Genomic DNA, 25,152 nt, shown 5'->3' with positions numbered 1-25,152 from the left:
AAGCCGGAGCGTCAGTCCTCCGCGCCGGAGGCGGTCGCCTTCGAAGCCGTCGCCTTCTTGGCCGTCGTCTTCTTCGCCGTGGTCTTCTTCGCGGCCGCGGTCGTCTTCTTCGCGGCCGTCTTCTTCGCGGCGGTGGCGGTCTTCTTCGCCGGAGCGGCCTTCTTGGCCGTGGCCTTCTTCGCCGTCTTCTTGGCGGGCCCCTTCGCCCGCTTCTCGGCGAGCAGCTCGAAGCCGCGCTCCGGAGTGATCGTTTCCACACTGTCGCCGGAGCGCAGGGTCGCGTTGGTCTCGCCGTCGGTGACGTACGGACCGAAGCGGCCGTCCTTGACCACGACCGGCTTGCCGGAGACCGGGTCCTCGCCCAGCTCCTTCAGCGGCGGCTTGGCGGCCGCGCGGCCCCGCTGCTTCGGCTGGGCGTAGATCGCCTGCGCCTCCTCCAGCGTGATCGCGAAGATCTGGTCCTCGGACTGCAACGAGCGCGAGTCCGTGCCCTTCTTCAGGTACGGGCCGTAGCGGCCGTTCTGCGCGGTGATCTCCACGCCGTCGGCGTCGGTGCCGACGACCCGCGGCAGCGACATCAGGTTCAGGGCGTCCTCGAGGGTCACCGTGTCCAGCGACATGGACTTGAAGAGGGAGGCGGTGCGCGGCTTGACCGCGTTCTTGCCGGTCTTCGGGGTGCCCTCGGGGAGGATCTCCGTGACGTACGGGCCGTAGCGGCCGTCCTTGGCGACGATCATGTTCCCGGTCTCCGGGTGGGCGCCCAGCTCGAAGTCGCCGCTCGGCTTGGCCAGCAGTTCCTCGGCCAGCTCGACGGTCAGCTCGTCCGGCGCCAGGTCGTCCGGGATGTCGGCGCGCTGGTGCTGCTCGGTGTCCTTCTCGCCGCGCTCGATGTACGGGCCGTAGCGGCCGACGCGCAGCACGATGTCGTTGCCCACCGGGAACGAGGAGACCTCGCGCGCGTCGATCGCGCCCAGGTCGGTCACCAGCTCCTTGAGGCCGCCGAGGTGGTCCCCGTCGCCGTTGCCCGCGTCGGCGGCACCGCCGACGCCCCCCGCGGCGAAGCCGCTGTCGGACGCGGTCTCGCCGAAGTAGAAGCGCTTCAGCCACGGCACGGCCTGGGCCTCGCCGCGGGCGATGCGGTCGAGGTCGTCCTCCATCTTGGCGGTGAAGTCGTAGTCGACGAGCCGTCCGAAGTGCTTCTCCAGGAGGTTGACCACGGCGAAGGACAGGAAGGACGGCACCAGGGCCGTGCCCTTCTTGAACACGTAGCCGCGGTCGAGGATCGTGCCGATGATCGACGCGTACGTCGACGGGCGGCCGATCTCGCGCTCTTCCAGCTCCTTGACCAGGGAGGCCTCGGTGTAGCGGGCCGGGGCCTTGGTGGCGTGGCCGTCGACCGTGATCTCCTCGGCGGACAGCCCGTCGCCCTCGGCGACCTGCGGCAGGCGGCGCTCGCGGTCGTCCAGCTCGGCGTTCGGGTCGTCGGCGCCCTCGACGTAGGCCTTCAGGAAGCCGTGGAAGGTGATCGTCTTGCCGGAGGCGCTGAACTCGACGGTCCGGCCGTCGGCGGCGACGCCGCCGATCTTCACGGTCACGCTGTTCCCGGTCGCGTCCTTCATCTGGGAGGCGACGGTCCGCTTCCAGATCAGCTCGTAGAGCTTGAACTGGTCGCCGGTCAGGCCCGTCTCCGCCGGGGTGCGGAAACGATCACCCGAGGGGCGGATCGCCTCGTGCGCCTCCTGGGCGTTCTTGACCTTGGCGGCGTAGGTGCGCGGCTGCGGGGGCAGGTAGTCGGCGCCGTACAGCTGCGTGACCTGGGCGCGGGCGGCCGCGACCGCGGTGTCGCTCAGCGTCGTGGAGTCCGTACGCATGTACGTGATGTAGCCGTTCTCGTACAGCTTCTGCGCGACCTGCATCGTGGCCTTCGCGCCGAAGCCCAGCTTGCGGCTGGCCTCCTGCTGCAGCGTCGTCGTACGGAACGGGGCGTACGGCGAGCGGCGGTACGGCTTGGACTCGACGGAGCGCACGGAGAAGCGGGTGTTCTCCAGGGCGGCGGCGAGGGCGCGGGCGTTCGCCTCGTCGAGGTGGAGGGTGTTCTCGCTCTTGAGCTGTCCCAGGGAGTCGAAGTCGCGGCCCTGCGCGACCCGCCTGCCGTCGACGGTCTGCAGGCGGGCGACCAGCGACGACGGGTCCGACGGATCCCCCGCGCGGCCGGTCGCGAAGGTGCCCGTCAGGTCCCAGTACTCAGCCGAACGAAACGCGATGCGCTCGCGTTCCCGCTCCACCACGAGCCGGGTCGCGACCGACTGGACACGGCCGGCCGACAGGCGCGGCATGACCTTCTTCCACAGGACCGGCGAGACCTCGTAGCCGTAGAGGCGGTCGAGGATGCGGCGGGTCTCCTGGGCGTCGACCATGCGCTGGTTGAGGTCGCGCGGGTTGGCGACGGCCTCGCGGATCGCGTCCTTGGTGATCTCGTGGAACACCATGCGCTTGACCGGGACCTTGGGCTTCAGGACCTCCATGAGGTGCCACGCGATGGCCTCGCCCTCGCGGTCCTCATCGGTGGCGAGGAAGAGCTCGTCGGAGTCCTTCAGCAGGTCCTTGAGCTTCTTGACCTGGGCCTTCTTGTCGGCGTTGACGACATAGATCGGCTCGAAGTCGTGCTCGACGTCCACGCCGAGGCGGCGGACCTCGCCCGTGTACTTCTCCGGCACCTCCGCGGCACCGTTGGGAAGGTCGCGGATGTGCCCGACGCTCGCTTCGACTACGTAGCCGGGGCCCAGGTAGCCCTTGATCGTCTTCGCCTTGGCAGGCGACTCGACGATGACGAGTCGGCGGCCGCCCTGTGCGGTCTCGCTGGTCGGGGACAACTTCGCTCTTCTCTCCGGTCGACGCTGTGGCCTCCCCAGGCCTTGTCCCGGGGTCGCGGCGCGCTTCTGGCTCGTGTGACGCTGCGGAGTGTGACGCTACATCCCGCCCCCGTGTCAAACGGGAAAAGCCCACAACGGCCACTCGAACGGTAACCCGACTACCGGCATTCCTGCCGCCCGGAGTGTCCGTCGACCCGCCACCCCCTGTCCGGAGCGTGACGCTCCAATTACTCGTACGGCAGTACGGCCGCCGACGTCAGAGGCGGGTCAGGCAGTACGCGGCGAGGCCCAGCGCGATGACTCCGGCGGCGCCTGCGAGGGTTCCCGATGCGACCTGGCTCACACCCTGGGCGACGGGTTCACCACGCCGCACCCGAGTCCCGGTCCACACCAACAGAGCGCCCCCGAACAGGGCGAACACCACTCCCGCGAAGATCGCCGGCCCGCTCTCCATGGCCCGCCCGCCCCTTCCGTGCCGTCCGCCCCTACCCAGCGCGGGGAGGGTGGCACGCGCGGGAGACGGGCGGGCGACATCAGGGTGAACGGAAGGTCGACGTGACCTCGAACACACAGCCGAACGAGGTAGCCCCGGCCGGGCACCCGTAATTTTCCGGCCGTTTTACCGGCACCGGCGCGTCCCCGCCCGTGCCACCGGCATACGACGCCGATCCGGACGCGGGTACGACGGCTCGGGTAGCCGGACTACGGCACCCGGCCCGGCCGCCGTACCCCGCCTCACACCACCGGTTCCAGGAAGCCCTGCTCCACCAGCAGCCGGATCTGCGCCGGCGTGCGGTCGCGCAGCAGCACCGGGTCCTCGCCGACGAGCTGGGCGATGGCGTCCAGGATGCGGCCGGCGCTCAACGTGCCGTCGCACACGCCCGCGAAGCCCGCGCCGACCGTGTCCACCTTCGTGGCGCGGCGCATCCCGCGGTGCTGGCGCAGCACCACGTGCTCCGGGTCCTCGGCGCCGGGCAGTCCGACCTGCTCCTGGACCACCTCGGCGGCCAGCCTGAAGTGACCTTCGAGCAAGGCCGCGTCGTCGTACTCCCGGAGGAAGTCGAGGCGGTCGAAGTGCGCCCGGATCGCCTCCCCGAGCGGCTGTTCGACCGGGTGCGGCCACTCCTCCACGGTGACCGAGGGCTCGGCGGCCCCGGTCCTGCGCAGGGTGATCCAGCCGAAGCCGACCCCCTTGACCTTGCGCGCCTCGAACTCGTCGAGCCAGGCGTCGTACCGCGCCTGGTACTCCGCGGGGTCACCGCGGTGGTCGCCCGCGTCCCTGAGCCACAGCTCGGCGTACTGCGTGATGTCCTGCACCTCGCGCTGCACGATCCAGGCATCGCACCCGCGCGGCACCCATGACTTGAGTCTGTCCTGCCAGTCCTCCCCTGCGACGTGCTGCCAGTTGGCGAGGAACTGCGCGAACCCGCCCTCGTTCAGCCGTTCCCCCGCCTGCTGAACGAGCGAGCGGCACAGATCGTCCCCGCCCATCCCGCCGTCGCGGTACGTCAGTCGGGCACCCGGCGAGATCACGAACGGCGGGTTGGAGACGATCAGATCGAAGGTCTCGTCGTCCCGGACCGGCTCGAACAGCGAGCCCTCGCGCAGGTCGGCGGCGGGCGCCCCGGAGAGCGCCAGCGTCAGCGCGGTGATGTGCAGCGCGCGCGGGTTGACGTCGGTGGCCGTCACGCGCGTGGCGTGCTGGGAGGCGTGCAGCGCCTGGATGCCGGAGCCGGTGCCGAGGTCGAGCGCGGAGGCGACGGGCGTACGGACGGTGATGCCGGCGAGGGTCGTGGAGGCGCCGCCGACACCGAGGACGACGGCTGCATCTGCCTCACGGCCTCGCCGGACGATGCCGCCCGCGCCGCCGACCGCGCAGCCCAGGTCGGACACGATGAACCAGTCCTCGCCGCCGGGCCCGCCGTAGGGCCGTACGTCCACGGTCGCGGCCACCTCGTCGCCGCCCACGCGCGTGAGCCAGCCGCTCTCCAGGGCCTCCTCGACCGGCAGAACGGCCGCCACGCGCGCGTGGGGCGCCGGTTGCTGGAGCAGGAAGAGCCGTACGAGCGTCTCCAGCGGCGTGTCGCCGCGGGTGGCCCGCAGGGCGGGCACGGTCTCGCTGCGGGCCAGCGCCGCGTAGGCGGGGGCACCGAGCAGGTCGAGCAGCCCGTCGGCGGTGAAGGAGGCGGCCAGCAGGGCGTCGCGCAGACGCGCGGCGACCTCGGGCCGGTCGGTGGCGGGCAGGGGGGCGAGGCCGGAGTCAGTCACGCCCCCCATTGTGGCCCGCGGGGGCGGCCGGGGGCTGCCTCAGCGCGGGCCGTGGGCCGATGTCAGCCGGTCGTCGCCGAGGTCGACGCCGGCGCCGACGCGGCGACCTGGCAGCTGGGCTGCTTGGCGATGGCCGCCTGGACGTCGCCCTGCTCCAGCCGCTTCAGCGCCTCCGTGCCGCTGTTGCTCTGCTTGCCGATCCGCTTCGTCTGGTCGGCGACGTCGTGCAGCCCCTGGGCGAACTTGCCCTGGTCCTTGGTGTCGAGGTCGTCGACCTGCTTCTTCAGGCCGGCGTACGAGGAGGAGAGACCGCTCAGGTTCTTGGCGGCGTCCTGCTGCCGCTTGGCGCCGTCGTCGATGCCGGGGGGCGCTCCGGCGCTGCTGATGGCGGCGGCGAGCGCCTTGTAGCCGTCGGCCATGTCCTGGAAGGCCTGCGAGTACGTCGCCTTGGCCGTCTTCGGCGGCAGGTTGCTGTCCGTGGCGATCTTGGCTATCGACGCGTTCGCCGCCCTGATCTTCGCGTCCTGCGCGGGTACCGCGTCGCACACCGTCTTGGCCCAGGCCACCAGCTTGGGGTCGGGTCCGCTGTCCTTGTTGCTGCTGCATCCCGACAACGCCACTACCAGTACCGCACCGCCGGACAGTGCGGCCGCGAGCTTCTTGTTCACCGGATTGGTCCCTTCCATGGCTCTCGGCCCCCGGAATCTACACGCGGACCGACGTGATCCACACACCGAACGCCCTATTAGTCAGTTTTTGTGACTCTTTGCGCATGGGAGAGAAGGCTCACGGCGTGGGCGCGCCCACACACGAAGCGGGCGGGCGGCGCGTCAGCACGCGCCACCCGCCCGCCCGTTGTGCAGGCCTGATGCGGACGGCCTACGAAACCACAGCCGGATCAGCCGAGTTGGAGACCCGCTCGGCACCGTCGTCGTCGCCGACGGCGATGCCGCGCCGCTTGGAGACGTACACCGAGACGACGATCACCACGAGCGCCAGGATCGCGATCGCGATGCGCACACCGATGTTCTTGTCGCTGCCGTAGGAGAACTTGATCACCGCGGGCGCGATGAGCAGCGAGACCAGGTTCATGACCTTCAGCAGCGGGTTGATCGCCGGCCCCGCGGTGTCCTTGAAGGGGTCGCCGACCGTGTCGCCGATCACCGTGGCCGCGTGGGCTTCACTGCCCTTGCCGCCGTGGTGACCGTCCTCCACCAGCTTCTTGGCGTTGTCCCAGGCGCCACCGGAGTTGGCGAGGAACACCGCCATCAACGTGCCCGCGCCGATCGCTCCCGCAAGGTACGAACCGAGCGCGCCGACGCCGAGGGTGAACCCGATGAAGATCGGCGCCATGACGGCGAGCAGACCCGGCGTGGCCAGCTCCCGCAGGGCGTCCTTGGTGCAGATGTCGACGACGCGCCCGTACTCGGGCTTCTCGGTGTAGTCCATGATCCCGGGGTGCTCGCGGAACTGCCGCCGCACCTCGAACACCACCGAACCCGCCGAGCGTGACACGGCGTTGATGGCGAGTCCGGAGAAGAGGAAGACGACCGCGGCACCCGCGATGAGGCCGACCAGGTTGTTGGGCTGCGAGATGTCCAGCGACAGGCTCAGCGGCGCACCCGGCCCGGTGAGCTTCGCCCCGACGTCCTGCACGTTGGTGGTGATCGCGTCCCGGTACGACCCGAAGAGCGCCGAGGCCGCGAGGACGGCGGTGGCGATGGCGATGCCCTTGGTGATGGCCTTGGTGGTGTTGCCGACCGCGTCCAGGTTGGTGAGCACCTGCGCGCCCGCGCCCTGGACGTCGCCGGACATCTCGGCGATGCCCTGCGCGTTGTCGGAGACCGGCCCGAAGGTGTCCATCGCGACGATCACGCCCACCGTGGTGAGCAGACCGGTGCCGGCCAGCGCGACCGCGAACAGCGCCAGCATGATCGACGTGCCGCCGAGCAGGAACGCGCCGTACACGGCGAGCCCGATGAGCAGGGCGGTGTAGACGGCCGATTCCAGGCCCACCGAGATGCCGGCCAGGATGACGGTGGCCGGGCCCGTGAGGGAGGTCTTGCCGATGTCCCGCACCGGACGGCGGTTGGTCTCGGTGAAGTAGCCGGTCAGCTGCTGGATGACGGCGGCGAGCAGGATACCGATGGCGACCGCGACCAGCGCGAGGATGCGCGGGTCGCCCTCCTTGCCCTTGATCGCCGCGTCGGTGACGCCGTTCAGGTCGGAGTACTTCGCGGGCAGGTAGACGAAGACCGCGACCGCGACCAGCGCGAGGGAGATCACCGCGGAGATGAAGAAGCCGCGGTTGATCGCCGTCATACCGCTGCGGTCGGCGCGCCGCGGGGCGACCGCGAAGATGCCGATCATGGCGGTGAGCACGCCGATGGCGGGCACGAGCAGCGGGAACGCGAGCCCGGAGTCGCCGAAGGCGGCCTTGCCGAGGATCAGCGCGGCCACCAGGGTGACGGCGTACGACTCGAACAGGTCGGCCGCCATGCCGGCGCAGTCGCCGACGTTGTCGCCCACGTTGTCGGCGATGGTCGCGGCATTGCGCGGATCGTCCTCCGGAATGCCCTGCTCGACCTTGCCGACCAGGTCGGCGCCGACGTCGGCGGCCTTGGTGAAGATGCCGCCGCCCACACGCATGAACATGGCGATCAGGGCGGCGCCGAGGCCGAAGCCCTCGAGCACCTTCGGCGCGTCGGCCGCGTACACCAGCACCACACAGGAGGCGCCCAGCAGGCCGAGGCCCACCGTGAACATGCCGACGACGCCGCCCGTGCGAAATGCGATCTTCATCGCGGTGTGCGAAACGGTGGTGAGATCCTTTTGCGGTTCACCCGGGCCCGGGGTCGCTTCCCGGGCCGCCGCGGCGACCCGCACATTGCTGCGCACGGCCAGCCACATGCCGATATAGCCGGTGGCCGCCGAGAACGCCGCGCCGATCAGGAAGAACACCGACCGGCCGGCGCGCTGATTCCAGTCGTCCGCGGGCAGCAGCATGAGCAGGAAGAAGACGACGACGGCGAATACGCCGAGCGTGCGCAGCTGCCGGGCGAGATACGCCTTGGCGCCCTCCTGGACCGCCTCGGCGATCTTTTTCATGCTGTCGGTGCCCTCGCCCGCTGCCAGCACCTGGCGCACCAGGACACCCGCGACCACGAGCGCGGCCAGGGCGACGGCCGCGATCACCGCCACGATGATCCGGTTGTCGTCGGTCAGGACCGCTGCTGCGAAGGTTGTGGGTCGACCCAACTGATGAGGGGTAGAAAGCCCCGCCATTCGTCCTCCTTGACGCTTGGGCTGAGCTCAAGATGTGGACGGATTGTAGGTACCCGACCGTGATCTAAACAGGGCGCGGTAAACGGAATTGGCCTTCTCGTGCTCTTCAGCAAATGATCGAGGTCACGTCAGGGAACCCGAAAGTGGTAATGCCTCAAAGGCATTGACGGCCACATTGATGCTTGATCGAATTATCGGCCTATCGATCGTGAATTCCTTCACGAAATCCAGGGTCGCCGGAAACGGCGCCGGAAGCAACACGAAAGGCCCTGCTCAGCAGGGCCCTTCGATGCGCTGTGCGCGGGGGTTCAGGCGAGTGCCGCGGCCGGCGGGGCGGTGGGCCAGCTCATGCGGATCAGCCCGCCGTTCTCGCCCGTGGTGACCTCCACGTCGTCCACGAGACCGCTGATGACGGCGAGGCCCATCTCGTCCTCCTCCGCCTCCACGTCCGCGTCGGCTGCGGCACCGCCGGCCACCCGCTCGGCGGGGGCGGCGTGCGGGGCCTCGTCGCCGACCTCGATGGAGAACGCTTTCTCCTCCTCGATCAGCGCGACCTTCACGGGTGCCGTGATGGCGTTGCTCTGATGCAGTCCGACAGCACGCGAGCAGGCCTCACCAACGGCGAGCCGGACCTCGTCGAGGACGGCCTCGTCCACTCCGGCCCTGCGCGCCACCGCGGCCGCCACCAGCCGGGCCGTACGGACGTGCTCGGGCAGCGCGCTGAAGCGGAGTTCGACGGTGGCCATGCATCCCCCTCGCGACTACGGGCGTGCGATCCGGGGGCGGGGCGCCGAGAGCCCACACCCCCTGATGAACTTCTGGGCCCCGGACACACCGGCCCGGGGCGGGACCGACCGGCGTCCGGACCGATGAGCGGTCCGGACCCGGCGATCGGCCCGGTGTCAGTCGGTGGCCGCCACCGCTTCCTCGACCGAGGTGTGGATCGGGAACACCTTGGTGAGGCCGGTGATGCGGAAGATCTTCAAAATGCGCTCCTGGTTGCAGACCAGGCGCAGCGAGCCCTCATGGGCACGCACCCGCTTCAGGCCGCCGACCAGCACGCCGAGCCCGGTGGAGTCGAGGAAGTCCACGCCCTCCATGTCGACGACGAGGTGGAAATTCCCGTCGTTCACCAGCTCGACCAGCTGCTCGCGCAGCTTGGGCGCGGTGTATACATCGATTTCGCCACCGACCTCGACGACCGTACGATCGCCGACGGTACGGGTCGACAGGGACAGGTCCACGGATCCTCCAGCACCTTGCTATCGAGCGGTCGCCCCTCGGGCACCTCGGCTTGCGGCCCCCGGGACGCATCGCCAGCCGCGATGGCATTCAATCACTTACCGCAGGCGTGCACGACGCCTTGGCTCCATTGTCCGCTACGCCAGTGACACACTCGGTGCCGATGGCCAAGAATCACCGATCCGATCGACCCCCGGCGAACCCGGCGTCCCGCCCGTCTCCGGGCGCCGTCCTGGACCGGCTCGCCTCCGGGCCGAGCCGCTCCGCGCGCATCACTCATACGGAGCACTTGCCCCCGCGCGCGGGTCGGCATGCCGTCTGGCCTGATCGAATTCGCCCGGAAGTGATCGCGGCCGTGCAGGCGTGCGGCATCGAGCACCCCTGGGCCCACCAGGCGCTGGCCGCCGAGCACGCCCTGGACGGCGACTCGGTGGTCGTCGCCACCGGCACCGCCTCGGGCAAGTCCCTCGCCTACCTCATGCCCGTCCTGTCCGCCCTCCTGGACGGCTCCGAGGCCCCCAACGGCCGTGGTGCCACCGCCCTCTACCTCGCGCCCACCAAGGCGCTCGCGGCGGACCAGTGCCGGTCGGTGAAGGAACTTTCACAACCGCTGGGCACGGCGGTACGCCCGGCCGTGTACGACGGCGACACGCCGTTCGAGGAACGCGAGTGGGTCCGCCAGTACGCCAACTACGTCCTGACCAACCCCGACATGCTGCACCGGGGCATATTGCCGTCCCACCCCCGCTGGTCCTCCTTCCTGAAGTCGCTCGAGTACGTCGTCATCGACGAGTGCCACACCTATCGGGGCGTCTTCGGCTCGCACGTCGCCCAGGTGCTGCGCCGGCTGCGCCGCCTGTGCGCCCGCTACGGCGCCTCGCCCGTCTTCCTGCTGGCCTCCGCGACCGCCGCCGAGCCCGCCGTCGCCGCCCGCCGGCTGACCGGCCTGCCGGTGGTCGAGGTCGCCGACGACGCCTCCCCGCGCGGGGAACTCGTCTTCGCCCTCTGGGAGCCCCCGCTCACCGACTTGCACGGTGAGAAGGGTGCGCCCGTCCGGCGTACCGCCACCGCCGAGACCGCCGACCTGCTGACCGACCTCACCGTGCAGGGCGTGCGCTCGGTGGCCTTCGTGCGCTCCCGGCGCGGCGCCGAGCTGATCTCGGTGATCGCCCAGGAGCGGCTCGCCGAGGTGGATCGCTCCCTGGTCCGGCGTGTCGCGGCCTACCGCGGCGGCTACCTCCCCGAGGAGCGCCGCGCCCTGGAACGCGCCCTGCACTCCGGCGAACTCCTCGGCCTCGCCGCCACGACGGCCCTGGAGCTGGGCGTGGACGTCTCGGGCCTGGACGCGGTGGTGATCGCCGGGTACCCGGGCACGCGCGCCTCCCTGTGGCAGCAGGCGGGCCGCGCGGGCCGCTCCGGGCAGGGCGCCCTGGCGGTGCTGGTGGCCCGCGACGACCCGCTGGACACCTTCCTCGTCCACCATCCGGAGGCCCTGTTCGACCAGCCGGTGGAATCGACCGTCCTCGACCCCGACAACCCCTACGTCCTCGCCCCGCACCTGTGCGCCGCCGCCGCGGAGATCCCGCTGACCGAGGAGGACCTGGACCTCTTCGGCCCCGCGTGCGAAGAACTGCTGCCGCAGCTGGAGGCCGCGAAGCTGCTGCGCCGCCGGACGAAGGCCTGGCACTGGACGCGCCGCGAGCGGGCCGCCGACCTGACCGACATCAGGGGCGCGGGCGGACGCCCCGTGCAGGTCGTCGAGGAGGGCACGGGACGCCTGCTCGGCACGGTGGACGCGGGCGCCGCCCACTCCACGGTCCACGAGGGCGCCGTGCACCTGCACCAGGGCCGCACCTACCTCGTCCGCTCCCTCGACCTGGAAGACTCGGTCGCCCTGGTCGAGCAGGCCGATCCGCCTTACTCGACGGTCGCCCGCGACACCACGTCCATCTCCGTCCTGGAGACGGACATCGAGGTGCCCTGGGGCGCCGGCCGCCTCTGCTACGGCTCCGTCGAAGTCACCAACCAGGTGGTCTCCTTCCTCCGCAGACGACTCATCACGGGCGAAGTGCTGGGCGAGACGAAACTCGACCTCCCTCCTCGTACGCTGCGCACGCGCGCGGTGTGGTGGACGGTCACCGAGGACCAGCTGGACGAGGCCCGGATCGGCCCGGAGATCCTCGGCGGCTCCCTGCACGCCGCCGAGCACGCCTCGATCGGCCTGCTGCCCCTCTTCGCGACCTGCGACCGCTGGGACATCGGCGGCGTGTCGGTGCCGCTCCACCCCGACACGCTCCTGCCCACGGTCTTCGTCTACGACGGCCACCCCGGCGGAGCGGGCTTCGCCGAGCGCGCCTTCCACACCGCCCGCGCCTGGCTCACCGCCACCCGGGAAGCCATCGCCTCGTGCGAGTGCGACTCCGGCTGCCCGTCCTGCATCCAGTCCCCCAAGTGCGGCAACGGCAACGATCCGCTGCACAAGAGGGGGGCCGTACGGCTCCTCACGGTGCTGTTGCGGGGGGCGCCGGAGGAGAAGCCGGACGAGGGCTGAGGGGTGCTGCGTCCGGGGCAGCTGCCTCACCCGGCACGGCGGACGGCACCGGCCCCTGCGGTACCGGCCTCGCAGGCCCCGCTCTGGCCCTGACCTCCGCCGCGAACGGCCCCCGTCCCGACGCCGCCGTCACGTCCGAGGTCTCGCCCACGATCGCGCACCGCACCAACCGGACCCCCTGCTCGGCCGCCACCCGCTCCGCCCGGGCACAGGCCTGCGCACCGCCCTCGGCCCAGTGGTCCGCCGCTGCGAGCGCCGCCAGATCCGCACCGCCGGCCGCCCGATGCCGCACGACAACGGCCTGTCCGAGGGCCAGCACGGCACCGAAGACCACGCAGAGCACGGCAGTCGCCCCGAGGCTCCAGATGGTGGCGGACCCCCGGTCCGAGCCCCGGAGGCCCCGCGGACGGCGCTGCACGCCCCCGCCTGCGAGGTCCCCATGTCCGGGCCGGCCCTTCACGGCCGCACCTCCCCGGTCCCCGAAGCCGTACCCGGGCCCGCTCCGACCGCGTCCTCCGCCGCCGCCACGGCCTCCTCCCGTACCTCGAACGGCAACCCGGTCAGCAGCGGTGGCTCGGCCACCACCGTCACGTGGATCTGGTCGCCCTCCCGGCCGACGGTCACCCGTGCCCCGCGCGGGGCCGCCTCCTGGGTCACCTCCACGACCGCGTCGGCCGGGTCCTGCCGGGCGGCGGCCCGGGCGCCCGTGCGGGCGGCGTCCACGCACTGGATCTGCGCCGCAACCACGAGCAACGCCCAGACCAGCGCCATGGTGAACGCCACCAGCACGGACAGCACCATGGCCGACTCCGCGGTCACGAACCCCCGGTCCGCCCCTCGCTCACATCCGCGCACTGAGGGCTCGCTTCACGATCGCCTGCAACTCCGCCTTGACCTGACCGCTGGTGACGACCTCGTAGAGCAGCAACGCGAACCCGACCGCGGCGACGATCCCCATCGCGTACTCGGAGGTCACCATTCCCGCATCCCCACGGCACCGCTCCCGCAGGCGCGCCCACAGCTGCACGGCCTTGTCCCGCACCTTGACGTTCAGCACCTCAAACTCCCCTCGTTCCAGCTCTGTTGTCCGATGTCCGACTCACCTGCGCCCTGTGCCGCCCCGTCAGCCCCCACCTCCTCCCACCACTCCGCCCGCCAGTCCGATCACCACGGGCAGCACGCCGATCGCGATGAACGCGGGCAGGAAGCACAGCCCCACGGGCGCGGAGACCATGACGGCCGCCCGGCGCGCCCGGGCCGTGGCGTCGCGGGCCCACTCCCCGCGCGCGTCCGAGGCGAGGCGGGCGACGGGTGCCGCCGCGGGCAGTCCCGACTCGTCGGCCCGCTCCAGCAGCCGGGCCAGAGCCCCGGCGCCCGGCAGCACGGCCAACCGCCGCCAGGCGTCGGCCGGTTCGCCACCGAGCCGCACCTCCGCCGCGCCGCGCGCCAGCGCGTCCCCGACGGGTCCACCGAGGGCCTCCCCCACCGCCTGCGCGGCGATCACCGGACCGGCGCAGGCCGCGATGCAGGCCGCCAGCAGATCGGCGGCGAGGGGGAGTTGGCGAGCGGCCAGGCCTGTGTCGATCTCCTCCGCCGGGCCCGTCTGCGTCTGCCGGCGCCGCCATCGCCACAGTGCCCCGGCGGCACCGAGCCCCATGACCGCACCGGCGACCCCGCCGACCAGCACCCACGCACCGCACACCGCTCCGGCCACGGGCAGCCACCGCCGAACCACCGCGCCGACCTCGAAGGACGGCCCGGACTCGGCCGTCTCCAGGGCCAGCAGTTCGGCCACCCGGCGCCGCGCCCGGCGCCGGCGCCGGGTCATGCCCAGCCGCCGGACCACCCAGCCGAGGGCCAGCAGGGCGGCCGTGGCCGTCCCCAGCCTGTGGACGACTTCCCCGCTCATACCGCCTCAGCTCCCCGTACGATCCGCGCCGCCCACCAGATCCCGGCCCCCTCGAACACCGCCCCGGCCACCAGGCAGCCCAGCCCGGCCCCGGTGTGCAGCAGCACCCGCAGCGGGTCGGCGCCCATGGCCGAGCCGAGCAGCAGCCCGAGGGCGGGCAGAGCGGCGAGCAGCAGTGCCGTCGCCCGGGCGCCCGCCAACTGGGCGCGCAGGTCGGCCCGCTGGTCCCGTTCGGCGCGCAGGGCCGCGTCCAGCCGGTCGAGGCCGGCGGCGAGTCCTGCGCCCTGGTCCACGGCCACCCGCCAGCAGGCGGCGAGCCCCAGCAGCCCCTCGGCGCCCGGCCGGCGGGCCGCGACGGCCAGTGCGCCCGGCACGTCCCCGCCGAACCGCGCCGCCGCGACCACGGCCGCCTGCGCGTCCCCCAGCCCGCCGGAGTCTCGCGCGGCCCGCAGCAGTGCCTCAGCGGGTTGCCGTCCCGCACGCACCTCCCCGGCGAGCGCCCCGCACAGGCCGATCACCGCGGCCGCGCGGCCCTCCCGGGCCCGCCCGGCCTGCCGGGCCAGCCGCGTCCGGCGCAGCACCGGCACCCCGGCCGCCCCCGCGACGGCCGGAATCACCGAGGAACCCAGCAGCGCGAGCAGCAGACCGGCCACGAGCGACCACCACTCGGCACCCAGCCTCCCGTGCAACCGCCGCAGTTCGGCCACCGCTTGCTCCCAGGCGGGCGGCCCGGTCGCCACCACTCCGCCGCCGGCCAGCAGCAGCCGCGCCCGCCGCACCCCGTAGTGCCACCCGCCCAACAGCCAGGCCACCGCCCCGACGCAGGCCGCCGCCGCGCTCATGGCCGTCTCAGTGCTCACTTCCGTCGCTCCTCTCGCTCCCGAACTCACCGCGCAGCAGCTCCCTCAGCCGCTCCCAGCCGCACTCCCGGGCGAAGGCCCGCGCGCCCCACCGCAGTGCCGGCACCGTCCGCACCAGTCCCGAGGCGTCCCGCTCCAGCACATGCACCTCGGCGATCCGGCGCCGCCCGGACCGGTCCCGTACGAGGTGGAGCACCACCGACAGCGCGGCCGCCAACTGGCTGTGCAGCGCGGCCCGGTCGAGCCCGGCCGCCGTCCCGAGCGCCTCCAGGCGGGCCGGTACGTCGGCGGCCGTGTTGGCGTGCACGGTGCCGCAGCCGCCCTCGTGGCCGGTGTTGAGCGCGGCCAGCAGGTGGACCACCTCGGGGCCGCGCACCTCGCCCACGACCAGTCGGTCGGGCCGCATCCGCAGCGCCTGCCGGACGAGGTCTTCCAGGGTGACCAGGCCGGCGCCCTCCTGGTTCGCCGGCCGGGTCTCCAGCCTTACGACGTGCGGGTGGTCCGGTCTCAGCTCGGCCGAGTCCTCGGCGAGCACGATCCGTTCACCAGGCCCGACGAGGCCGAGCAGGGCGCTCAGCAGGGTCGTCTTGCCACTGCCGGTGCCCCCACTGACGAGGAAGGACAGCCGGGCCGCCAGCAGCGCCCGCAGGATCCGGTCCCCGCCGGGCGGCACGGTGCCCGCCTCGACCAGTTCCTCGAGGGTGAAGGCCCGGGGTCGTACCACCCGCAGGGACAGGCACGTGCAGCCGACGGCCACCGGGGGCAGCACCGCGTGGAGCCGGGTCCCGTCGGGCAGCCGGGCGTCCGCCCAGGGCCGCGCGTCGTCCAGCCGGCGTCCGGCCACGGCGGCCAGCCGCTGCGCGAGGCGTCGTACGGCCGCCGCGTCGGGGAAGGTCACCGGGGCCCGCTCCAGGCCGCCGCCGCGGTCCACCCACACCCGGTCCGGGGCGGACACCAGGACGTCGGTGACGCTCGGGTCGGCGAGCAGCGGCTCCAATGGGCCGGTGCCGACGAGTTCGGACCGTAACTGCGCGGCCGCGCCGAGGACTTCGGCGTCGCCCAGCACCCGGCCCTGTTCGCGCAGCGCCTGGGCCACGCGCGCGGGGGTGGGTTCGGCGCCGCTCTCGGCCAGCCGGCGGCGGACTCCGTCGAGCAGGGCCGCGCCGTCGGCCCGGTCCAGCCCGGGGAGCGTCATCGCGCTCCTCCCGCCTCGACCAGCGCCTGCTCCCAGAAGGTGGTGCAGAAGCGGGCCAGGGGGCCACGTCCGGTCGCGCCGGGTGGTTTCGCGGTGCCCTGGGGGCGCAGCAGTGCCGGTTCGACGGGTACCTCGCCGGCCAGGGGCAGGCCGAGCAGCCGGGCCACCTCGCGGTCGTCCAGGCCTGGCGCGTACGGCCCGCGGACCGCCAGGCGCAGGTCCCGTACGACCATGCCGACCGCGGAGGACACCTGGCCCGCGGCCGCGACCGCGCGCAGTTCGGCCGGGACGACGAGCAGGGCCAGGTCGAGCTGGGCGAGGGCCTCGGCGACCCCGTCGTCCAGGCGGCGCGGGAGGTCGACCACGACCGTGCCGCCGCGCCGCCGGGCGGCGGCGAGCACCGCACGCACGGCCTGGGGCGGGATCGCGACGCAGTCGCCGCGGTCCCAGCTGAGCACCCTCAGGGAGTGCAGTTCGGGCAGCGACTCCTCCAGGGCGCCGCCACCGACCCGGCCGCGCGAGGCGGCGAAGGCGGGCCAGCGCAGTCCCTCGGCGCTCTCGCCGCCGAGGAGTACGTCGAGTCCTCCACCCAGCGGATCGGCGTCCACGAGGAGGGTGCGCAGTCCCTCGCGCGCGGAGGTGACGGCGAGCGCGCAGGCGAGCGTGGAGGCGCCTGCCCCGCCCCGGCCGCCGATGACCCCGACGGTGAGGGCCGGGCGGCCGACGCCCTCGGCCACGTCGGCGATCCGGTCGACCAGCCACTGCTCGCCGTCGGGCAGCATCAGGACGTGGTCGGCGCCGATCTGGACGGCCCTTCTCCACACCCCGGAGTCGTCCTGGTCGCGGCCGACCAGCACCACGCCGCGCCGGCGGGCGGCCCCGCTCACCCGGCGGGCGGCGTCGTCGCCGACCAGGACGAGCGGTGCCGCTTCCCAGCCACCGCCGTGGTCCGGCACGCCCGGGTGGACCTCCGGTGTGGCGCCCGCGGCCGCGCACAGGCGCAGCAGATCGTCGAGCAGTTCGGCGTCCTCGGTGACGATGAGCGGCCGTCCCGGCCGGCCTCCGGTGGCGGGCGGGTCGTGGGTGACGGTTCCGGTCACGTGTGGTCCCCCTTCGCTGTGTCTTGCGCGCAGCCTCTGCGCCCCGCGATTCCCAAAGATGTGAAGAACCGGCAACCGGCCTCCATATGAACGGCCGATAGGAACCGGCCATACGCGCCCCGGCAATCAGAACCGGCCATGAACTCGCCGCCGTCGGAGCGCGTGGGAATCACGGTGCAACGAACCGGGAAATCGTGTGGATCTTGGTCGAAAACCGTGGACAACTCAGCGGTTGTGAATATCGCCGTCACCCACACCGGTGACCCCTGTACTGGCCCCCGTACGACTTCCACAGAGCAGCAATGCGATTACCGTGAGTAACGGAACGCGGGTATGACAAAGGGGCGGCCCGCGCCGCCCACTACCGGCCTCGCGACCGTTGAAGGAAAAAGAAAACCCGCCCGGACATGCGACGACCCCCGCCGGGGGGGAGAGCGGGGGTCGTCCCCACGGCCGACTCGGGGGGGGAGGAGTCGGACCGGGTTAGCACGGTCGCGAACGATCCGTGACTTCCATGGTGTACCCGAGAGCCCTCTCAGGCAAACCCACGCGCCCCACCTTACGCCGAATGGTGGGCGCCTATGCTCAGGGACGTGGAAAACCACTCCTTGCCCCGCGCAGCAGCCTTCTTTGACCTGGACAAGACGGTCATTGCGAAGTCGAGCGTGCTCACCTTCAGCAAGTCGTTCTACCAGGGCGGTCTGATCAACCGCAGGGCCGCACTGCGTACCGCGTACGCCCAGTTCGTCTTCCTGGTCGGCGGCCTCGACCACGACCAGATGGAGCGCATGCGCGAGCATCTGTCCGCACTGTGCCGCGGCTGGAACGTCCAGCAGGTGAAGGAGATCGTCGCCGAGACCCTGCACGACCTGATCGACCCGATCATCTATGACGAGGCCGCCTCCCTCATCGAGGAGCACCACACGGCCGGCCGCGATGTCGTCATCGTGTCCACCTCGGGCGCCGAGGTGGTCGAGCCGATCGGCGAGTTGCTCGGCGCCGACCGGGTGGTGGCCACGCGCATGGTCGTCGGCGAGGACGGCTGCTTCACCGGCGAGGTGGAGTACTACGCCTACGGCCCGACCAAGGCCGAGGCGATCAGGGAGCTGGCCGCGTCCGAGGGGTACGACCTCGACCGCTGCTACGCCTACAGCGACTCCGTGACCGATCTGCCGATGCTCCGGGCGGTCGGGCACGCGCACGCCGTGAACCCGGACCGTGCGCTGCGCCGCGAGGCCGTCGCGCGTGGATGGCCGGTCCTGGAGTTCCGCCGGCCGGTCCGGCTCAAGCAGCGGCTGCCCACGTTCTCCGTACCGCCGCGCCCGGCCCTGGTCGCGGCGGCGGCCATAGGAGCGGCGGCCGCCACCGCCGGCCTCGTCTGGTACGCCAGCCGGCGCCGCGGCGTCGCATCCTGACCGATCCCCACCCCGTTTGAACCCTAAAGTAAAGAAGTGCGGGCGGGGGTTCCGCTTGCTCCGGGGGCGCAGTACAAAGGACTCAACGGCCCGCGTGACCAAAGGACATCCGAGAGGATCACCTACCGCTACGCACTTGGCCCCACGGACCGCGTATGAACATTGGGCACCCACGCGACGTCGACCCGTCGATTACGGGCCAGCCGCACCAGGTGACGGGCAAAGTTCCCGACCTGATGGGCGACATATCGAGGACGCTTGGTAACCCGGTGAACATGCCAGCGGCGGTACGAGAACTCGTACCGCCGCAACCCGTGTCCGGGAGGTTTTCTCAGGCCGCCCCGCGCTGCAGCGCCTCGCACACCGCGGTGGACTCGCGTACGCCCAGCTCGACCGCCCGGCCGCAGTGGGCGACCCAGGCCGCCATGCCCTCGGGGGTGCCGGAGACGTACCCGTCCAGCGCGGCGAGGTAGGAGGCGCGGCCCAGTTCGGCGTGGCCCACCTCGGCCGGACAGACCGCCTTCGGGTCGAGACCGCTGCCGATCAGGACGATCCGCTCGGCCGCGCGCGCGACCAGGCCGTTGTGCGAGGTGAAAGGCCGCAGCGCGAGCAGTTCGCCGTGCACCACGGCGGCCGTCACCAGCGCGGGCGCGGAGGTCCCCGCGATGATCAGGTCCGCCAGGCCCTCCAGCCGCCCGGACACCTCCTGGGCGTCCGGCAGCGGCAGCTCCATCAGCGGCTCGTCGACCGGCTCGCCCGCCTGGCGCGGCCGTCCGACCTCGTCACCCTTGTCCGCGGCAGCCACCAGATGCAGCCGGGCCAGCACCCTGAGGGGCGACTGCCGCCAGATGGACAGCAGCTGGCCCGCCTCGGCCGTCAGCCGCAGCGCCGCGCCCACGACGCGCGCCTCGGCGTCGGCACTGAAGTCGGTGCGCCGCCGCACCTCCTCCAGGGCCCAGTCGGCGCCGGACAGCGCCGCCGATCCGCGGGCGCCGCGCAGCGCGGCCTCGGAGGTGATCTCGTTGCTGCGGCGCCGCATGACCCGGTGCCCGTAGACCCGGTCCACGGCTTTGCGCACGGACTCCACGGACTCGGCCACACCGGGCAGCGAGCCCAGGGCCGCGAGCGGATCGGCGGTCGCGCCTGTCGTACTCATGAGTACGACACTACGCACCCCGGCCCCCCGCCCCACGAAGGAGTGGTCTTCTTCACTCCGACTGACACATACAGCTATCGCCTGACTACTCTTGGTGAACATGAAAATTGCTTTCGTCGGGAAGGGCGGCAGCGGCAAGACCACGCTCTCCTCCCTCTTCATCCGCCACCTCGTGGCCGCCGGCGCCCCGGTGGTCGCCATCGACGCGGACATCAACCAGCACCTCGGCCCCGCGCTCGGCCTCGAGGAGGCGGAGGCGGCCGCGCTGCCCGCCATGGGCGAACGGCTGCCGCTGATCAAGGACCACCTGCGCGGCTCCAACCCGCGCATCGCCTCCACCGCGACGATGATCAAGACGACCCCGCCCGGCGAGGGCTCACGGCTGGTCCGGGTGCGGGAGCCCAACCCGGTGTACGACGCCTGCGCGCGCCCGGTGGAACTCGACGGCGGCGCCGCCCGTTTGATGGTCACCGGCCCCTTCACGGACGCCGACCTGGGGGTCGCCTGCTACCACTCCAAGACGGGAGCGGTGGAGCTCTTCCTGAACCACCTCGTCGACGGCCCCGACGAGTACGTCGTGGTCGACATGACGGCGGGTTCGGACTCCTTCGCCTCGGGCATGTTCACCCGCTTCGACATGACGTTCCTCGTCGCCGAGCCGACCCGGAAGGGGGTCTCCGTCTACCGCCAGTACAAGGAGTACGCCCGTGACTTCGGCGTCGCGTTGAAGGTCGTGGGCAACAAGGTCCAGGCACCGGACGACATCGACTTCCTGCGCGCGGAGGTCGGCGACGACCTGCTCGTCACGGTCGGGCACTCCGACTGGGTGCGCGCCATGGAGAAGGGCCGTCCGCCCCGGTTCGACCTCCTGGAGGAGGCCAACTCCCGCGCCCTGCAGGCCCTCCGGGCCGCCGCCGACGCCACGTACGAGCGGCGCGACTGGGAGCGCTACACGCGCCAGATGGTGCACTTCCACCTGAGGAACGCCGAGGCGTGGGGCAACGAGCGGACCGGGGTCGACCTGGCGGCGCAGGTCGACCCCGGGTTCGTGCTCGGCGAGAGCGTGGCAACTCCCGCCTGACGCCTACTGCTTGACCGCCGGCGCCCCGGGGACGCCCTTCGGCGCCGGGGCCGGATGCCCGGAGAGGAAGGACGCCCAGCCCTGCCGGGGCGCCTGACCCACCTCCAGGGTGCGCAGCTTCGCCAGCGTCTGCGGATCCTGGGCGTCCAGCCAGTCGACGAGCTGACGGAAGGAGACACAGCGCACCTCGGCCTTGTTGCACACCTCCTTCACCACCTCGTCGACGGCCCGCATGTAGGTGCCGCCGTTCCAGGACTCGAAGTGGTTGCCGATGATCAGGGGCGCGCGGTTGCCGTCGTAGGCCCGGTAGAAGCCCTTGAGCAGGCCGTCACGCATCTGGTCGCCCCAGTAGTCGTACATGTCGGGGTCGCCCTGGGTCTGCGTGCCGGACTGGTTGACCATGAAGTTGTAGTCCATGGTCAGTTGCTCATAGGTGTGCCCGGGGAAGGGGACGAGCTGCATCGACACGTCCCACAGGCCCTCCTTCTTCTTGGGCCAGACCTGGTCGTCGACTCCGCTGGAGTCGTAGCGGAAGCCCAACTGGCGGGCCGCCTTCATGAAGTTCTTCTGCCCTTCCAGACAGGGGGTGCGGGCGCCGATCAGCTCCTTGTCGTAGTCGAAGGGCAGCGGGGCCACATTCTTCATGGCGGTGTTGGTCTTCCAGGTCTTCACGAACTCCTTGGCCTGGGCGATCTCGCTCTTCCACTCCTTCACCGACCACTCCCCGACCCCGCCGTCGGGGCCGCAGAAGTGGCCGTTGAAGTGGGTGCCGATCTCGTTGCCCTCCAGCCAGGCGAGCCGCACCTGCTTGAGGGTGTCGGCGATGCCCTGCTCGTCGTTGAAGCCGATCTCCGAGCTGCCCGGCGAGTGCTGCGGAGGCCGGTAGAGGTCGCGCTTCTCCTCCGGCAGCATGTACACGCCGCTGAGGAAGTACGTCATCGTCGCGTGGTTCTCCTTGGCGACCTTGCGGAAGTGGGAGAACAGCTTCTGGCTGTCCTCACCCGCGCCGTCCCACGAGAACACCACGAACTGCGGGGGCTTTTGACCGGGCTTCAGCCGCTCGGGGCTGGGCAGGTGCGGTTGCGCACCGGTGAACGCGGTGGACCCGTCGCCGATCAGACGGAGCACACTGTTGGGCGCCGGCGCTCCCTTCTGCGGGCCGGACGAGCCTTCCTTCGAGCCGCTGGAACTCGCGCAACCCGCGAGCGAGGCGGCACACGCCGCGGCGACCATGGCGCCGGCGGCGATCCTCTGGTTGGCGGCCATGTTCCGCCCACCTTCTTCCTTCTCTCGGACAAACGCTGGCGAGCGCGTTTTGCGGTGATGTGCCGGGTTGTGCCGACAGCGCCGCCAAGGTCGCACGAGGCCGAGAAGGAATTAGTACGACAAGCCGATGAAATGCTCGCTTCACTCGCTGGAGTGACCTAATGCGCCATTTGCCCCGAAAAGCTATGCGCGCCCTTTACTCAGCATTACGATTCATTTACTAAGCGTTGATTTCATCCCGCCGCTGCACGCCGTGACCCCATGGCCGCGACCGAGCCCCCGCCCCGCGGGGCACCCCCCAGTCCGCGACCGCGCCACCCGGAGGAGACGGGACCATGTCAGCCTGCGCGCCCCCTCGCACCCACCACCCCCACCCGCCGCACAGCCCCCCACCCACCCCGCGCCGCCGCTTCCTCGTCGAGGGCGCCGATCTGTCCGCGTCCGTCGCGGTCTTCCTGATCGCCCTGCCCCTGTCCCTCGGCATCGCCCTCGCCACCGGTGCCCCGCTCCAGGCCGGCCTGGTCGCCGCCGCCGTCGGCGGACTCGTCGCCGGCCGGCTCGGCGGCAGCCCGCTGCAGGTCAGCGGCCCCGCTGCCGGCCTCACGGTGGTCACCGCCGACCTGATCCACCGCTACGGCTGGCAGGCCACCTGCGGTATCACCGTCCTCGCCGGGCTCGCCCAACTGGGCCTCGGCTGTCTGCGTGTGGCCCGCGGCGCACTCGCCGTCAGTCCCGCCGTGGTGCACGGCATGCTCGCCGGCATCGGCGTCACCATCGCCGTGGCCCAGCTGCACATCGTCCTCGGCGGCAGCCCCGACAGTTCCGTCCTCGCCAACCTGCGGGCCCTGCCCGCCCAGTTGGCCGACCTGCACCCGGCCGCCGTCTCGATGAGCGCGCTGACCCTGACCCTGCTGCTGACCTGGCCGCGCGTCCCCGGCCGCGCCGGCCGCTTGCTGCGCAGGGTCCCGGCCGCCCTGGTCGCCGTGGCCGGGGCCACCGCCACCGCCGCGCTGACCGGGCTGACCCTGCCCCGGGTCGGCCTGCCGTCCTGGAGCAGCCACGCCCTGGCCGGGCTGCCCGAGGGCCCGGTGCTCGGCATCGCCGCGGCCGTGCTCACCACCACCCTGGTGTGCAGCGTGCAGTCACTGCTCGGCGCGGTCGCCGTGGACAAGCTGGTCGCCGCCCGGCCCGGACCCCAGGCCCACGTCGGGCGCTCGGACCTCGACCGCGAGCTGCTCGGCCAGGGCACCGCCAACATCGTCTCCGGGGCGCTCGGCGGACTGCCCGTCGCGGGGGTGGCCGTGCGGAGTTCGGCGAATGTGAAATCTGGTGCCGTGAGCCGGAACTCCACGATGCTGCACGGCGTTTTCGTAGTAGTCGCCGCGCTGCTGATGGTCCCGTTCCTGGAGCAGATCCCGCTCGCCTCGCTCGCCGCCCTGGTGATGGCCGTCGGCATCCAGATGGTGTCCCTGCACCACATCCGCACGGTGACCCGCCACCGCGAAGTGCTGGTGTACGCCGCCACCACACTCGGCGTGGTGTTCCTCGGGGTCCTGGAGGGCGTGGCCCTCGGGGTCGCCGTGGCGGTCGCCCTCGCCCTGCACCGCCTCGCCCGCACCCGTATCACGCATGAGGAGAAGGAAGGAGTCCATCACGTACATGTACGAGGCCAGCTGACGTTCCTCGCGGTGCCCCGGCTCAGCAGAGCCCTGCATCTCGTACCCCAAGGCGCCCACGCCGTCGTGGAGTTGGACGGGTCGTTCATGGACCACGCGGCGTACGAGTCACTGCAGGACTGGCAGAGCGCCCACACCGCGCGGGGCGGTTCCGCCGAGCTGGCGGGCCGGCGCAGCGGAGTCCGGACCGCCGACCCGGCCCCGTCCGCGGTGTGCCGGTGCCGGCCCTGGACGCCCTGGCGCAACCACCAGACCTGCTTCGCCGGGACCCCCTCGGCCTCCGCCGCCCCGGCGGCCCAGGAACTGGCCCGTGGCATCAGCTCGTTCCAGCGCAACACCGCCCCGCTGGTGCGGGCGGAGCTGGCGCGGCTGGCGCGGGAGGGGCAGCGGCCCGCGCAGCTCTTCCTCACCTGTGCCGACTCCCGGCTCGTCACGTCGATGATCACCTCCAGTGGTCCCGGCGACCTGTTCGTCGTCCGCAACGTGGGCAACCTGGTGCCGCCGCCGGGCGAGGAGCACGGGGACGACTCGGTGGCGGCCGCGATCGAGTACGCGGTGGAGGTGCTCGGGGTGCGGTCCATCACGGTGTGCGGGCACTCCGGGTGCGGGGCGATGCAGGCGCTGCTGAGCGCCGAGCCCGGGGAGCCGCAGACCCCGCTGAAGCGGTGGCTCAGGCACGGGCTGCCGAGCCTGGCGCGGATGGCCTGCGACCGCCGCGCCCGGCCCCGGCTGGCCGGGCGGGCGACCGCCGACGCGGTGGAGCAGCTGTGCCTGACCAACGTTGTTCAGCAGTTGGAGCATCTGCGGGCGCACGACTCGGTCGCGCGAGCCCTGGCGGCCGGTGCGCTGGAGCTGCACGGGATGTACTTCCACGTGGGCGAGGCGCAGGCGTATCTGCTCGGCCGGACCGGGAAGGTGTTCGAGGACGTGAGAGACGACGGGAGCGCAGTGGAGGAGCTGCGCAGTCCGGTGTGACCGGTCACCCTCAACAGGTCTAAACCAATTTTGCCGTCGACCCTTGTCATCGGCCCCCCGCGTCTGATGAGCTGTGGCCTGGGACACAACGGACACCCTGGGAAAGGGAGATGTCGTGAGCAACGAAAGCCTGGCCAACCTCTTGAAGGAGGAGCGACGCTTCGCGCCGCCGGCTGACCTGGCCGCGCACGCCAACGTCACGGCAGAGGCGTACGAGCAGGCCAAGGCTGACAGGCTCGGCTTCTGGGCCGAGCAGGCCCGTCGGCTGACCTGGGCCAAGGAGCCGACCGAGACGCTGGA

The 25,152-nt window shown here is 71.9% G+C and carries 21 protein-coding genes; 5 read left to right on the top strand and 16 right to left on the bottom strand.

Annotated features, from left to right (window positions below; translation table 11 throughout):
• Positions 1–11: 11 nt before the first annotated feature.
• The 7 genes from topA to bldG form a co-directional block, all read right to left on the bottom strand.
• Positions 12–2,873, bottom strand: a complete 2,862-nt coding sequence (topA, locus tag ACWC5O_RS27175) for a type I DNA topoisomerase (RefSeq protein WP_450589687.1) — start codon at positions 2,871–2,873, stop codon at positions 12–14.
• A gap of 256 nt (positions 2,874–3,129) precedes the next feature.
• Positions 3,130–3,327: a hypothetical protein gene (locus tag ACWC5O_RS27170; protein WP_450589686.1), complete on the bottom strand. Its 198-nt coding sequence runs from the start codon at positions 3,325–3,327 to the stop codon at positions 3,130–3,132.
• A 281-nt stretch (positions 3,328–3,608) separates the two neighbouring features.
• Positions 3,609–5,150 carry a DUF7059 domain-containing protein gene (locus ACWC5O_RS27165; protein WP_450589685.1) on the bottom strand — a complete coding sequence of 514 codons (1,542 nt, stop codon included), beginning with the start codon at positions 5,148–5,150 and terminating at the stop codon, positions 3,609–3,611.
• Positions 5,151–5,203: 53 nt separating this feature from the next.
• On the bottom strand, positions 5,204–5,809 hold the full coding sequence (locus ACWC5O_RS27160) for a small secreted protein (protein WP_450589684.1): 606 nt from the start codon (positions 5,807–5,809) through the stop codon (positions 5,204–5,206).
• 211 nt (positions 5,810–6,020) lie between these two features.
• Positions 6,021–8,426: a sodium-translocating pyrophosphatase gene (locus ACWC5O_RS27155; protein ID WP_450589683.1), complete on the bottom strand. Its 2,406-nt coding sequence runs from the start codon at positions 8,424–8,426 to the stop codon at positions 6,021–6,023.
• A gap of 308 nt (positions 8,427–8,734) precedes the next feature.
• Positions 8,735–9,172, bottom strand: coding sequence for an ATP-binding protein (locus tag ACWC5O_RS27150; protein WP_450589682.1), 438 nt, complete (start codon positions 9,170–9,172; stop codon positions 8,735–8,737).
• Between the two features lie 156 nt (positions 9,173–9,328).
• Complete coding sequence (gene bldG / locus ACWC5O_RS27145) at positions 9,329–9,670, bottom strand: anti-sigma factor antagonist BldG (RefSeq protein WP_010986038.1); 342 nt, start codon at positions 9,668–9,670, stop codon at positions 9,329–9,331.
• A 161-nt stretch (positions 9,671–9,831) separates the two neighbouring features.
• On the opposite strand from bldG, the gene ACWC5O_RS27140 reads away from it, so the two are divergent.
• Positions 9,832–12,219, top strand: coding sequence for a DEAD/DEAH box helicase (locus tag ACWC5O_RS27140; protein WP_450589681.1), 2,388 nt, complete (start codon positions 9,832–9,834; stop codon positions 12,217–12,219).
• Here the strand turns inward: ACWC5O_RS27140 and ACWC5O_RS27135 are convergent.
• From ACWC5O_RS27135 to ssd, 7 genes are all read right to left on the bottom strand, one after another.
• Entirely contained in the window at positions 12,170–12,553 is a 384-nt protein-coding gene (locus ACWC5O_RS27135; protein ID WP_450589780.1) for an Rv3654c family TadE-like protein, read from the bottom strand. The genes ACWC5O_RS27140 and ACWC5O_RS27135 overlap by 50 nt on opposite strands.
• 122 nt (positions 12,554–12,675) lie before the next feature.
• Complete coding sequence (locus ACWC5O_RS27130; protein ID WP_450589680.1) at positions 12,676–13,074, bottom strand: TadE family type IV pilus minor pilin; 399 nt, start codon at positions 13,072–13,074, stop codon at positions 12,676–12,678.
• A complete protein-coding gene (locus ACWC5O_RS27125; protein ID WP_450589779.1) occupies positions 13,061–13,273 on the bottom strand; it encodes a DUF4244 domain-containing protein in 213 nt (70 codons plus the stop codon). Before ACWC5O_RS27125 ends, ACWC5O_RS27130 begins: the two co-directional genes overlap by 14 nt.
• 69 nt (positions 13,274–13,342) lie before the next feature.
• Entirely contained in the window at positions 13,343–14,128 is a 786-nt protein-coding gene (locus tag ACWC5O_RS27120; RefSeq protein ID WP_450589679.1) for a type II secretion system F family protein, read from the bottom strand.
• Positions 14,125–14,970 carry a type II secretion system F family protein gene (locus ACWC5O_RS27115; protein WP_450589778.1) on the bottom strand — a complete coding sequence of 282 codons (846 nt, stop codon included), beginning with the start codon at positions 14,968–14,970 and terminating at the stop codon, positions 14,125–14,127. Before ACWC5O_RS27115 ends, ACWC5O_RS27120 begins: the two co-directional genes overlap by 4 nt.
• Positions 14,971–14,977: 7 nt before the next feature.
• On the bottom strand, positions 14,978–16,183 hold the full coding sequence (locus tag ACWC5O_RS27110) for a TadA family conjugal transfer-associated ATPase (protein WP_450589678.1): 1,206 nt from the start codon (positions 16,181–16,183) through the stop codon (positions 14,978–14,980).
• Positions 16,180–17,283: a septum site-determining protein Ssd gene (gene ssd, locus ACWC5O_RS27105; RefSeq protein ID WP_450589677.1), complete on the bottom strand. Its 1,104-nt coding sequence runs from the start codon at positions 17,281–17,283 to the stop codon at positions 16,180–16,182. The genes ACWC5O_RS27110 and ssd overlap by 4 nt, the downstream gene beginning before the upstream one ends.
• Before the next feature lie 581 nt (positions 17,284–17,864).
• Between ssd and ACWC5O_RS27100 the strand changes: the two genes are divergently transcribed.
• Positions 17,865–18,698: an HAD family hydrolase gene (locus tag ACWC5O_RS27100; protein WP_450589676.1), complete on the top strand. Its 834-nt coding sequence runs from the start codon at positions 17,865–17,867 to the stop codon at positions 18,696–18,698.
• Positions 18,699–19,029: 331 nt separating this feature from the next.
• Here the strand turns inward: ACWC5O_RS27100 and ACWC5O_RS27095 are convergent, their stop codons facing one another.
• Positions 19,030–19,854, bottom strand: a complete 825-nt coding sequence (locus tag ACWC5O_RS27095) for an oxidoreductase (protein WP_450589675.1) — start codon at positions 19,852–19,854, stop codon at positions 19,030–19,032.
• Between the two features lie 100 nt (positions 19,855–19,954).
• Here ACWC5O_RS27095 and ACWC5O_RS27090 point away from each other — a divergent pair, with 100 nt between their 5' ends.
• Entirely contained in the window at positions 19,955–20,935 is a 981-nt protein-coding gene (locus ACWC5O_RS27090; RefSeq protein ID WP_450589674.1) for an ATP-binding protein, read from the top strand.
• Positions 20,936–20,938: 3 nt separating this feature from the next.
• Here ACWC5O_RS27090 and ACWC5O_RS27085 read toward each other — a convergent pair whose 3' ends face one another.
• Positions 20,939–22,201, bottom strand: coding sequence for a hypothetical protein (locus ACWC5O_RS27085; RefSeq protein WP_450589673.1), 1,263 nt, complete (start codon positions 22,199–22,201; stop codon positions 20,939–20,941).
• 335 nt (positions 22,202–22,536) lie between these two features.
• Between ACWC5O_RS27085 and ACWC5O_RS27080 the strand changes: the two genes are divergently transcribed.
• Both ACWC5O_RS27080 and ACWC5O_RS27075 read left to right on the top strand, forming a co-directional pair.
• Positions 22,537–24,852 carry a bifunctional SulP family inorganic anion transporter/carbonic anhydrase gene (locus tag ACWC5O_RS27080; protein ID WP_450589672.1) on the top strand — a complete coding sequence of 772 codons (2,316 nt, stop codon included), beginning with the start codon at positions 22,537–22,539 and terminating at the stop codon, positions 24,850–24,852.
• A 73-nt stretch (positions 24,853–24,925) separates the two neighbouring features.
• A partial coding sequence (locus tag ACWC5O_RS27075) for an acetyl-coenzyme A synthetase N-terminal domain-containing protein (RefSeq protein ID WP_450781091.1) occupies positions 24,926–25,152 on the top strand: 227 nt, incomplete at its 3' end.

Source organism: Streptomyces sp. NPDC001450, from assembly GCF_053597295.1.
The sequence above is the reverse complement of the archived record's forward strand: the minus strand, read 5'-3'. Positions and strand labels throughout refer to the sequence as shown.